Here is a 12,209-nt window from a genome sequence, read left to right on the forward strand (position 1 = left end):
TTGTATTAATTTATTTGATAATTATGGTCATAATCAATTATTATAATAATAAAAAAAATAATTCATAAATAAATTTTTTAAATTTATATTTATAACTAATAAAATAAACTTTATTTAAAATAAATAATATTAATATATAAATTTAAAACAATTCATTTTACATATAAATTACGGTAAACAATAAAATGACTATAAAAATAGCGATAAATGGATTTGGTAGAATTGGTAGAATAGTTTTTCGTTTAGCTCAAATGAGATCTAATATAAAAGTAGTAGCAATTAACGATTTAATAGATATTAAATATATGGCTTATATGTTAAAATATGATTCTACTCATGGACATTTTAAAAATAAAATAATTATTAAAAATAATAACATTATTATAGGTAATAATATTATTAGAATAACATCAGAAAAATGTCCATCTAAATTAAATTGGAAAGAATTAGATGTTGATGTAGTAATAGAATCAACAGGAATATTTTTAACAGATGAAATTAATCAAAAACATATTTCATCTGGTGCTAAAAAAGTAATTATTACTGGGCCATCAAAAGATTCAACTCCTATGTTTGTTAGTGGAGTTAATTTTCACAAATATTCTGGACAAAAAATTATATCTAATGCTTCATGTACAACAAATTGTCTAGCACCTTTAGCAAAAGTAATCAATAAACATTTTAATATTATAGAAGGTTTAATGACTACAGTACATGCAACAACTTCAACGCAAAAAACTGTTGACGGACAATCAAATAAAGATTGGAGAGGTGGAAGAGGCGCTTTACAAAATATTATACCTTCTAGCACAGGAGCTGCAATAGCTGTAGGTAAAGTTTTGCCAGAATTGTCAGGTAAATTAACTGGAATTGCTTTTAGAGTTCCAACTCCTAATGTTTCGGTAGTTGATTTAACTGTAAAATATAAAAAAAGTGCAAAATATGAAGATATTTGCACAGTAATTAAAGAATCCTCTGAAACATATATGCGTGGAATTTTAGGATATACTGAAGACCAAGTAGTATCTACTGATTTTAATGGCGAATATTTAACATCAATTTTTGATGCAACAGCAGGTTTGGGACTGAATAACAATTTTGCAAAATTAATATCTTGGTATGATAATGAAACAGGATATTCTAGTAAAGTGTTAGATTTAGCTGTTTTTATATGTTCCTAAAAGTTTAATTTTACATAAAATTATACTATATCTTGTTATATATTTAAAGATATAGTATATATTTTATGAATAATTTTTAAATTCTTTAAATTTTAATTTTATAAAAATATTTTACTATTATTTTTTACAGTAAAATTTTTTCAAAAAATTTAGAAAATTATAGTTTTTATCACAAAAAAATATGATTTGATTAAAATCATCAAAGATCAAATTCCTTTTTGATTTGTTGTGTCCAAAGTTTTATTCTTTTGTTAGTTAATTCTGGCTGTCTATCTTCATCAATGGCTAAACCAGCAAAATAATTTTTATTTATAGCTGCTTTAGAACTATGAAACTTATAACCTATAGTAGGCCAAAATCCAAATATATTTGCTTGTTTTTCCTTGAGAATTTTAAATACTATTCCAATTGCATCACAAAAGTATTCAGAATAATCTTCTTGATCACCACAACCAAATAATGCTATTTTTTTATTTTTAAAATCTATTTCTTTTATTATAGGTAAAAAATCATCCCAATCACATTGTATTTCTCCATAATACCAAGTTGGGATACCTAATATTAATTTATTAAATTTTTCTATTGTTTCTTTTTTTGTTCTAGCAATATCATGTACTTCAACAATATTATTACCTAAATATTCCCCGATAATTTTAGCTGCATTTTCTGTATTACCAGTATCACTTCCAAAAAATATTCCTATTTTTTTCATAATATATTTTTATAATTAGATTTTATTTTTATTTTAATAATAAATGTTTTACAAAGCAATATTTCATATTATTATATTATCAATATCATACAAATTAATTTTTAAATTTAGTTTATATTTCTATAAAAAACTTTTTAATATCTTAATAATTCTTCAAATAACATTTAAACTAATATATTTTAAATAAAACTAATCTTAAATTTTAATCTTATAAAAAATTTAACTTTCAATCAAACATTAAAATATAAAAAGTTAAATAAAAAAATTAATGGTTAATTACATATGACAATACATCTAATGTGGTTTAGAAATGATTTAAGATTAAATGATAATAAGGCATTATATGAAGCTTGTAGAAATCAAAATGCAATAATAAAAGCTATTTATATAGCTACACCTCAAAAATGGAAAAAAAAATTTTTATCTCCTAAAAAAGCATACTTTATTTATAGAAACCTGATAGAACTAAAAAAAGAACTAATTAAAAAAGGAATATTTTTATATTATTTATGTCTAGATAGTAATATTAAAATAAATTCTATTTTAGTAGATTTTTGTAAAAAAGAATCTATTACTCATCTATTTTATAATTATCAATATGAATATGATGAATTAAAACAAGATAATTCAATAAAGGAAACTTTAAATAATATTAACATACAAGTAACTGGGTTCCATGGATGCACAATATTAAATCCTGGTTGTATAAAAAATAAAAATAACAAAATGTATACAATATTTACTCATTTTAAAAATAAAGTTTTAAATATACTAAATACACAAAAATTAGTTTGTTTTCCTTCACCTGAACATAGAAAAAATAACATACAAGAAAATATATTTAATGATATTAAATACTTTAATTATGGTATAGAATATTTTGATGAAACAATATTCCCACCTGGTGAAAAAAAAGCTATAAAAATTTTAAAAAATTTTTCCAAAAAAAAAATTATTAATTATGGTATTTATAGAAATTTTCCATATATAAATCATACTAGCAAATTATCCGCTTATCTCTCATCGGGTATAATTTCCGTAAAACAGTGTTTATTTTACCTAAAAAAATATAATAAAAATATTTTTAGTAACAAAAATGTTTTATTATGGATAAATGAAATAATATGGCGTGAGTTCTTTAAACACCTATTAGTAGCCTTTCCTTATTTAAGTCAAAACAAAACATTAAATACATGGGAAAAAAAGATAAGTTGGAGTCATAATAGAAATTACTTAAATTTATGGAAAACAGGAAATACTGGATATCCAATAATAGATGCAGGAATGAGACAATTAAAAACATTAGGATGGATGCATAATAGAATTCGTATGATTTCAGCTAGTTTTTTAGTTAAAAACCTTTTTATTGACTGGAGAGAAGGTCAAAAACATTTTATGTTAAATTTAATTGATGGAGAATTTTCTTCTAATAATGGTAATTGGCAGTGGATTGCATCTGTAGGTACAGATAATGTACCCTATATTAGAACTTTTAATCCATTTATTCAAAGTAAAAAATTTGATTCAACAGGACAATTTATTAAAAAATATATTCCAGAACTAAAAAATATAAAAACAAAGTATTTGCATGATATTAATTTTTTGATTAAATCTAAAATACCAAATTATCCTAAACCAATTGTTGAATATAAAAAAACCATTAATAAAAATAAAGAAATATTAGCAAAAATAAAATATAAAACAAAAAATTATGAATAATAAAAAATTAGAAAAAATTATAAATAAAAAACTTAATTCATCTGACTTTAAAGATTTTACTCCAAATGGATTACAAATAGAAGGTGAATATTATATAAAAAAAATTGTTACAGGTGTAACAGCTTGCAAGGAACTAATTGACCAAGCAATAAATATTAAAGCTAATACAATTATAGTACATCACGGATATTTTTGGAATAATGAAAAACAAATTATTACTGGTATGAAAAGGTTAAGACTAAAAAGTATATTAAGTAATAATATAAATTTATATAGCTGGCATTTACCTTTAGATATGAATTTAAAACTAGGAAATAATATTAAAATAGCTGAACAATTAGGTATAAAATTTAAAAAATGTATAATGAATAAAATATTTATTGGTGAATTTGAAAAAAATATTACAGCACAAGAATTAAGAGAAAAAATTAAACAAATATATAATCGTAAACCTATTTATTGTGGTTACAAAAGACCTATGTCTAATATCAAAAATTTAGCTTGGTGCAGTGGAGCAGGACAAAAATACATTAATTTAGCTATAGAAATAGGGGCAGATGCATTTATTACAGGAGAAATTTCTGAACAAACTATGCATTATGCAAAAGAAAATAAAATTCATTTTTTTTCAGCAGGACATCATGCAACTGAAATAGAAGGTATTAAATCTTTAGGAAATTGGTTAGTAAAAAAATATAAATTAGATATAAAATTCATAAATATATATAATCCAGCATAAAAACTAGATAATTATTTTTAATAATATTAAAATTAAATAAAAGTTAATTCAAATAAATAAAAATTGTTTGTGTTTTTTTTGTATAAAATATAAAATAAATTTTAAATTAATTATAAATTAAATAAAAATATATTTACATTATGTAAACGATATTTAATAAAAATATTTATCCTTTCTACTATAATTTAATCAAAAATAAAATTTTAAAGATTAAATACTTAAATATTTTAATAAATTAAATAAATATTTCAAATCTTAAATATATAAATATCAAAAATAAAAATAATTTAATATTATTAACTTAATTTAAATTTATTTTGCCATATAAAACATGTTTATTATAAAATTTTTTAAAATTTAATAAAATTATGAAAAACAAAATAAAAGAAACAAATAGAACTTATGATTGGATTTACAATTTAAGTAATACACATTTTGAAAAATTATTTAATAGTTTCATTAATGATCCTAATTCAGTTGATATTAGTGTAAAAAATTTTTTTAAAAATAAAAAATTAAAATTTCAAACAATATTAAGCAATAAATTAAATAAAATAAAAAAAAATAATAAAAAAACAACAGAAATTCAATCAGTAAAGGCTACAAATAATTTGAATCAAGAAATATCTATTTTAAAATACTATTATCGCAAAAACGGACATAAATATGCTTCAATAAATCCTTTAAAGAATTATGAAAAAATATCATCTTCTAAAAATAACTTAAGAAATTTAAATATTTATGATGAAAATACAAAACAAAATTACTTTTCTAAAAAATTTTTTTCAGAAAAAGATTTAATTAAATTAAAAAAAATTATATTCAAATTAAAAAAAATCTATTGTGGAAATATAGGTTTTGAATATATGCATATTGATAAATCAGAGGAAAAAGAATGGATACAAAAAAAAATAGAATCAAAAAAAGGAGATTATTCTAAAAGTATAAATAGTAGAATTAAAATTCTAAAACATTTAGTAGAAGCAGAAACATTAGAAAAATATTTATCATCAAAGTTCCCTGGATCAAAAAGATTTTCATTGGAAGGAGCTGAATCACTAATTCCTTTATTAAAAGAAACTATAAATTGTTCTTTTAAAAAAAAAATTACTCATATTATATTAGGAATGGCTCACAGAGGTCGCTTAAATGTTCTTGTAAATATTTTAGGAAAAAATATTAATAATTTAATAAAACAATTTTCTAATAAATTTATATTTAAAAAGGGTAGCGGAGATGTTAAATATCACATGGGATATTCTTCCTATATAAAAAAAGAAAAAGAAATTATTAATATACTTCTTTCTTATAATCCTTCTCATTTAGAAATAGTTAATCCTGTAATTTCTGGTATAACTAGAGCATATATAGATTATAATTCAGAAAAAATCAAAAATAAAGCATTACCTATCTCTATTCATGGAGACGCATCTTTTGTTGGACAAGGAGTTATACAGGAAACTTTAAACATGTCACAAACTAGAGGTTATAAAATAGGAGGTACATTACATATTATAATTAATAACCAGATAGGATTTACTACTTCAAATTATAAAGATGCAAGATCTACAAAATATTGCACAGATATTGCTAAAATGATCAATTCTCCCATATTTCATGTTAATGCAGATGATCCTGAAGCTATAATTTTTGTAACAAAGTTAGCAATAGAATTTAGAGAGAAATTTAAAAAAGATATCTTTATAGACTTATTTTGTTATAGAAGACACGGACATAATGAAGCCGATGATCCTAGTGTAACCCAACCAATTATGTATAAGAAAATTAAAAAACATAAAACTGTTTGTAATATATTTTCAAATTTATTAAAAAAAATGAATAATATTACAGAAAAACAAATTACAGAAATTCAAAATAGATACAGAAAAAATCTTATTGATAATAATGTAATTAAAAATAAAATTGATAAATCAAATTTTACAAATAACAATTTTATGTATAAAAATTTGGATTTAGAAAAAGATATATATTCTAAAATTATAGACAAAAACTTCTTAAAAAAAATATTAAATAAAATAAGTAAAATACCTTGTGATTTTAAAATACATGATAGAGTTAATAAAATTTACAAAGATCGTTACTGTATGTCAACAGAAAAAAAATTACTAGATTGGGGAGCAGCAGAAAATTTAGCATATGCAATTTTAATTTATTTTGGTATTAAATGTAGATTATCTGGTCAAGATATTAAAAGAGGTACTTTTTTTCATAGACATTCTGTAATATATGATCAAAAAAATGGATTAAATTATATTCCTTTATATGAAATAGATAAAAATAAAAGAAATTTTTTTATATTTAATTCTGTTTTATCAGAAGAATCAGTTTTAGCCTTTGAATATGGTTATTCAACAATTAATATACAAGGATTAAATATATGGGAAGCTCAATTTGGTGATTTTGTAAATGGTGCTCAAGTAGTAATAGATCAATTTATTACTTCTGGAGAAGAAAAATGGGGAATCAAATCATCATTAATAATGCTTTTACCTCATGGATACGATGGACAAGGACCAGAACATTCTTCAGGAAGAATAGAAAGATTTTTGCAATTATGCTCAAATAATAATGTAAAAATATGTATTCCATCTTCTCCTTCTCAAATATATCATTTATTAATTAATCAAGTATTTTGTAAAATCAAAAAACCATTGATAATATTTTCTCCTAAATCATTATTAAGACATCAAAGCGCCAAATCAGATTTAAATGAATTAATACAAGAAAAATTTAAATTGATAATTGACGAAATAGATAACTTAGATTTTAAAAAAATTAAAAAAATAATATTTTGTTATGGTAAAGTTTACTATGATTTATTATATATGAGACGTACTTTTAAAAAAAATTATATATGCATTATCAGAATTGAGCAATTATATCCCTTTCCTAAAAAAGAAATAAAAAACATACTAAAAAAATATTCTTTAATTAAAAATTTTGTATGGTGCCAAGAAGAGCCTAAAAATCAAGGTGGTTGGTACTATATTTATAATAATTTTAAAAAATTATTATTTGATATTAATTTATTAAGTTATGAAGGTCGTCAATCTTCACCTTCAACAGCAGCAGGTCATGCATATATTCATAAAAAAGAACAAATTAGATTTTTAAAAGCAGCATTAGATATAAATTAATTTAAGGATTATATGACAAATAAAATAGATATTTTAGCACCAGAATTTCCGGAATCAATAACTGAAGCAACAGTAGCTAAATGGAATAAAAAGCAAGGAGATTTTGTAAACAGAGATGAAATAATTGTAAATATAGAAACAGACAAAGTAATTTTAGAAGTTCCTTCTCCTAGTTCAGGAATTTTATATGAAATTATTAAAAATAATCATAAAAAAATATCATCTAAAGAAATAATAGGAAAATTAAAGATTATAAAAGATCATTCAAATATAAATAATATTAATAAAAGTAAAAATCAAATTAAAAAAGAACTGATTGAAGATGCACCGCCATCATTAAGAAGAATATTGTATAATTACGAATTAAATAAAATAAATAAAATAAAAGAACAGAGTATCAATAAAAAAATAAAAAATAATATTGAAACTTATATAAATAGTTCAAATTCTAATGAAAAAGAAAATAAAACAAATTATGAATTTGGTAATGATTTAAATCGTAAAAAAAAACATGTACCAATGAGCGAATTTCGTAAATGTATATCAAAAAGACTAATTAAATCTAAAAATGAAATGGCAATGTTAACTACATTTAACGAATGCAATATGTCAAATATAATTAAAATACGTAAAAGATATGGAGATAAATTTAAAGAAAAATACGGTATACGTTTAGGTTTTATGTCTTTTTTTGTTAAATCAGTTATAGAAAGTTTAAAAAATTATCCTATGATTAATGCAGTTATAGAAAATAATGAAATTATATATTATGAATATTTTGATATAAATATTGCAGTTTCAACTTCTAGAGGCGTTATTACTCCAGTAATAAAAAATGCAGATATGCTTAGTATTCAAGAAATAGAAAAAAAAATTAAATATTTTGCTGAAAATGGAAATAATGGAAAAATTAGTACTAATGATTTAAGCGGTGGAAATTTTACAATAACAAATGGAGGTATATTCGGATCATTATTGTCAACTCCAATAATTAATATAAATCAAACAGCTATACTAGGAATGCATTCTATTATTAATAGACCTATAGTTATTGATGATGTAATTAAAATTGCACCTATGATGTATTTAGCTCTTTCATATGACCATAGATTAATTGATGGAAAAGAAGCTGTAGGTTTTTTATTAAAAATAAAAGAAAACATAGAAGATACAACAAGAATCATATTACAAATATAAAATATTAATAAAAATAATTTTTTATAATAAAGAGAAATTATAATGAAAAATATACAAATAGTTTTAATGAGACACGGTGAAAGTTTATGGAATAAAGAAAATAAATTTACTGGTTGGTGTGATATTGATCTTTCAAATAAAGGAATTGAAGAAGCAAAAGAAGCAGCAGAAAAATTAAAAAAATGTAATTTTTATTTTGATATTGCATATACTTCCTTACTAAAAAGAGCAATAAACACTCTATGGTACACATTAAGTACATTAGATCAATTATGGATTGAAGTAAAAAAAACATGGAGATTGAATGAAAGACATTATGGAAATTTACAAGGTCTTAATAAAACAAAAATTGCTATACAATATGGAGAAAAACAATTAAAATTATGGAGAAGAGGATTTAATGAAAAACCACCTAAAATAAATCAATATAATAAATTACTATTTAAAAATGATCTACGTTATAAAAATATAATTAACCTTCCTGATTCAGAAAGTTTATATATGACCTTATTGAGAGTAACTCAATATTGGAATAAGTATATTATTCCTCAATTAAAAAAAAGAAAAAAAATAATAATTGTAGCTCATGGAAATTCTTTAAGAGCATTAATAAAATATATAGAACAAATAGAAGATGATAAAATCATAAAATTAGATATTCCTACAGCATCTCCTTTAATATATGAGCTAAATGAAAAATTAAAACCAATAAATAAATATTATTTAAAGTAATATTTAAAAATATAAAAAAATTACTTTAACTAATCGAAATTATTTTTAATATTTTTATAACTAAACAATTGGATAATTAATGATTAATAAAATAGGAGTACTCACTAGCGGTGGTGATGCTCCAGGTATGAATGCAGCAATTCGCGGTGTAACACGTACAGCTTTAAGTGAAGGTTTAGAAGTTTTTGGTATTTATGATGGATATTTAGGTTTATATGAAAATAGAATGATAAATTTAGATAGATATAGTGTTTCTGATGTTATAAACAAAGGAGGTACTTTTTTAGGATCATCTAGATTTCCAGAATTTAAAAACAAAGAAACTAGACTAATTGCAAAGAAAAATTTAATTAATAGAGGAATAGATGTTTTAGTTGTTATTGGAGGAGATGGTTCTTTCATGGGAGCAAAAAAGTTGACAGATATGGGTTTTCCATGTATAGGACTTCCAGGAACAATTGATAATGACGTAGGAGGAACTGACTATACCATAGGATATTTTACAGCATTAGAAACTATTGTAGAAGCAATAGATAGACTACGTGATACTTCTTCATCTCATCAAAGAATATCTATAGTAGAAGTTATGGGGCGTAGTTGCGGAGATTTAACCTTAGCAGCATCTATTGCAGGAGGATGTGAATTTTTAGTATTACCAGAAATAAAGTATTCAAAAAAAGAATTATTATCAGAAATAAAAGCAGGAATAAGAAAAGGAAAAAAACATGCTATTGTAGTTATAACAGAATATATCTGTGATATTGAAAAACTAGCAAAATATATTCAACTAAAAACGAAGAGAGAAACAAGAGCTACAGTTTTAGGGCATATTCAAAGAGGAGGATCTCCTGTAGCATATGACAGAATACTTGCTTCAAGAATGGGTGAGTACTCTATAAAATTATTATTACAAGGATATAAAGGACGTTGTATAGGAATTAGAAACGAAAAACTTGTACACCATGATATATTAGATGCAATTAAAAATATGAAAAAATCATTTAAGTTAGAATGGTTAAAAACTGCAAAAAAATTATATTAAAAATTGAATTTATGAAGTAAAAATATTTACAAAATCATATTTATAAAAATAAAATTTATTAAAAATAATAAAATATAAAAATTAAATATGAATTAGTATTTAATTCATATTTTTCTAGGAAATTAATATGAATTGTTCGCATGCAAATTTTTCTTTAAAAAGGCAATGTATATCTGAATTTATAGGTACAGGATTGATAATTTTTTTTGGTTCAGGAGTGTTAGCTGCATCTAAATTAACAAATATAAACTTTGGGCAATTAGATATTAGTATAATATGGGGATTAGGTGTTTCTATAGGGATATATTCTAGTATGAAAATATCAGGAGCTCACTTAAATCCAGCTATTACAATTACTTTATATATATTTTCTAATTTTAACAAAAAAAAAGTTATCCCTTATATAATTTCACAAATGTTAGGTTCTTTTACTTCTACTTCATTAGTTTATTTTTTATACTATAATTTATTTAACAATTTTGAGAATTCTCATAAAATTGTAAGAGGAACTGTAGAAAGTTTATATTTGGCTGCTATATTTTCTACATATCCTAATGGGTACGTTAGTACTTTAAAATCTTTAATAGTTGAGATAGTTATTGCAGCTATTTTTATGTATGTAACAATGACGTTGAATGATTTCAATAAAACTAGTTATTCATCTTATTCATATTTATTAACACCTTTAATAATAGGATCATTAATCATAGTTATAGGTACTTCTATGGGTTCATTAACTTCATTTGCTTTAAATCCAGCTAGAGACTTAAGTCCTAAAATATTTATGTGGTTAGCTGGATGGGGAAGTATATCATTTACTGGAGGCAGAGATTTTCCTTACTTTTTTATTCCGTTATTTGGATCTTTATCAGGAACTATTATAGGAGCTTTTGGATACATAAGATTAACTAAATTAATCTAATTTAAAATTTTATAAATTATATTTTTATATTATTTAATAACTTCAAAAAAATATCAATATCTAGTGAAGATTTACCGACTAATAAACCATCAATATAAGAATTATTTATTAATCTAAATGAATTTTTTTCGTCTACAGAACCTCCATATAGAACTGAAAACAGTTTTTTATTAATAGAACTCACATCAAGTATATATTCCTTTATAAATTTGTGAGTTTCCTTTATTTGTTCAATATCAGCAGCTTTTCCACTACCTATAGCCCATATAGGTTCATATGCTATTATAGAATTTATAAATGATTTTTTACCTGAATTTAGTATTATAGAATCTATTTGTTTTTTACAAACTATTTTAGTTAAACCTAATAAATTTTCTTTTTTTGTTTCTCCTATGCATAAAATAGGGGTAAGTAAATTTTTTTTAACTATATCGAATTTTTTAGAAATATAATTACAATTTTCATTATGCAACATGCGTCTTTCAGAATGTCCTATTATAACATGTGAAATTCCTATGTCTTTTAACATAGATACAGATACTTCTCCTGTAAAAGATCCAGAAACATTTACATCAACATTTTGAGCAGCTATATTAATACAATTATTAAAATAATTTTTATTACATTTAGCAACTAATTGTATAGCCATATCTAAATAAACGTAAGGTAAAGCGATAATTATATTAGAAATTTCATTATTTTCACAAAATTTAATTAATTTATTTAAAAATCTAACAACTAACTTCTTATTTCCATTTAATTTCCAGTTAGCAATAATTACAGGTTTTTTCATATAATTTATACCTT

General features: G+C 22.2%; 10 protein-coding genes. 8 read left to right on the forward strand and 2 right to left on the reverse strand.

All coding sequences use genetic code 11. From position 1 onward, the window contains the following. Window positions 1–185 precede the first annotated feature (185 nt). Complete coding sequence (gene gap / locus AB4W60_RS01375) at window positions 186–1,181, forward strand: type I glyceraldehyde-3-phosphate dehydrogenase (protein WP_343188422.1); 996 nt, start codon at window positions 186–188, stop codon at window positions 1,179–1,181. 199 nt (window positions 1,182–1,380) lie between these two features. Here the strand turns inward: gap and fldA are convergent, their stop codons facing one another. Then, window positions 1,381–1,893, reverse strand: a complete 513-nt coding sequence (gene fldA / locus AB4W60_RS01380) for a flavodoxin FldA (protein WP_367675997.1) — start codon at window positions 1,891–1,893, stop codon at window positions 1,381–1,383. A gap of 282 nt (window positions 1,894–2,175) precedes the next feature. On the opposite strand from fldA, the gene phrB reads away from it, so the two are divergent. The 7 genes from phrB (at window position 2,176) to AB4W60_RS01415 (ending at window position 11,402) form a co-directional block, all read left to right on the forward strand. Next, window positions 2,176–3,612: a deoxyribodipyrimidine photo-lyase gene (phrB, locus tag AB4W60_RS01385; RefSeq protein WP_367675998.1), complete on the forward strand. Its 1,437-nt coding sequence runs from the start codon at window positions 2,176–2,178 to the stop codon at window positions 3,610–3,612. Next, window positions 3,605–4,351 carry a Nif3-like dinuclear metal center hexameric protein gene (locus AB4W60_RS01390; RefSeq protein WP_367675999.1) on the forward strand — a complete coding sequence of 249 codons (747 nt, stop codon included), beginning with the start codon at window positions 3,605–3,607 and terminating at the stop codon, window positions 4,349–4,351. The genes phrB and AB4W60_RS01390 overlap by 8 nt, the downstream gene beginning before the upstream one ends. Before the next feature lie 368 nt (window positions 4,352–4,719). Next, window positions 4,720–7,509 (forward strand): 2-oxoglutarate dehydrogenase E1 component, encoded by a 2,790-nt coding sequence (locus AB4W60_RS01395; RefSeq protein ID WP_367676000.1) that lies wholly within the window; start codon window positions 4,720–4,722, stop codon window positions 7,507–7,509. Between the two features lie 12 nt (window positions 7,510–7,521). Then, window positions 7,522–8,706 carry a dihydrolipoyllysine-residue succinyltransferase gene (gene sucB, locus AB4W60_RS01400; RefSeq protein WP_367676001.1) on the forward strand — a complete coding sequence of 395 codons (1,185 nt, stop codon included), beginning with the start codon at window positions 7,522–7,524 and terminating at the stop codon, window positions 8,704–8,706. A 42-nt stretch (window positions 8,707–8,748) separates the two neighbouring features. Further along, complete coding sequence (gpmA, locus tag AB4W60_RS01405) at window positions 8,749–9,438, forward strand: 2,3-diphosphoglycerate-dependent phosphoglycerate mutase (RefSeq protein ID WP_343188428.1); 690 nt, start codon at window positions 8,749–8,751, stop codon at window positions 9,436–9,438. A gap of 79 nt (window positions 9,439–9,517) precedes the next feature. Further along, window positions 9,518–10,480, forward strand: a complete 963-nt coding sequence (pfkA, locus tag AB4W60_RS01410) for a 6-phosphofructokinase (protein ID WP_343188429.1) — start codon at window positions 9,518–9,520, stop codon at window positions 10,478–10,480. A 127-nt stretch (window positions 10,481–10,607) separates the two neighbouring features. Continuing rightward, window positions 10,608–11,402, forward strand: a complete 795-nt coding sequence (locus tag AB4W60_RS01415) for an MIP/aquaporin family protein (protein WP_367676002.1) — start codon at window positions 10,608–10,610, stop codon at window positions 11,400–11,402. Window positions 11,403–11,418: 16 nt separating this feature from the next. On the opposite strand, the gene tpiA is transcribed toward AB4W60_RS01415, so the two are convergent. Then, window positions 11,419–12,195 (reverse strand): triose-phosphate isomerase, encoded by a 777-nt coding sequence (gene tpiA / locus AB4W60_RS01420; protein ID WP_367676003.1) that lies wholly within the window; start codon window positions 12,193–12,195, stop codon window positions 11,419–11,421. Between the last annotated feature and the right edge of the window lie 14 nt (window positions 12,196–12,209).

The sequence above is a fragment of the Buchnera aphidicola (Neophyllaphis podocarpi) genome, from assembly GCF_964059055.1.
GTDB classification, from domain to species: domain Bacteria; phylum Pseudomonadota; class Gammaproteobacteria; order Enterobacterales; family Enterobacteriaceae; genus Buchnera_M; species Buchnera_M aphidicola_A.

Coding starts and splice junctions, on each gene's coding strand:
- pfkA (WP_343188429.1), top strand. CDS start 9,518: ATGATTAATAAAATAGGAGTACTCACTAGCGGTGGTGATGCTCCAGGT.
- gap (WP_343188422.1), top strand. CDS start 186: ATGACTATAAAAATAGCGATAAATGGATTTGGTAGAATTGGTAGAATA.
- AB4W60_RS01415 (WP_367676002.1), top strand. CDS start 10,608: ATGAATTGTTCGCATGCAAATTTTTCTTTAAAAAGGCAATGTATATCT.
- AB4W60_RS01395 (WP_367676000.1), top strand. CDS start 4,720: ATGAAAAACAAAATAAAAGAAACAAATAGAACTTATGATTGGATTTAC.
- AB4W60_RS01390 (WP_367675999.1), top strand. CDS start 3,605: ATGAATAATAAAAAATTAGAAAAAATTATAAATAAAAAACTTAATTCA.
- sucB (WP_367676001.1), top strand. CDS start 7,522: ATGACAAATAAAATAGATATTTTAGCACCAGAATTTCCGGAATCAATA.
- phrB (WP_367675998.1), top strand. CDS start 2,176: ATGACAATACATCTAATGTGGTTTAGAAATGATTTAAGATTAAATGAT.
- gpmA (WP_343188428.1), top strand. CDS start 8,749: ATGAAAAATATACAAATAGTTTTAATGAGACACGGTGAAAGTTTATGG.
- tpiA (WP_367676003.1), bottom strand. CDS start 12,195: ATGAAAAAACCTGTAATTATTGCTAACTGGAAATTAAATGGAAATAAG.
- fldA (WP_367675997.1), bottom strand. CDS start 1,893: ATGAAAAAAATAGGAATATTTTTTGGAAGTGATACTGGTAATACAGAA.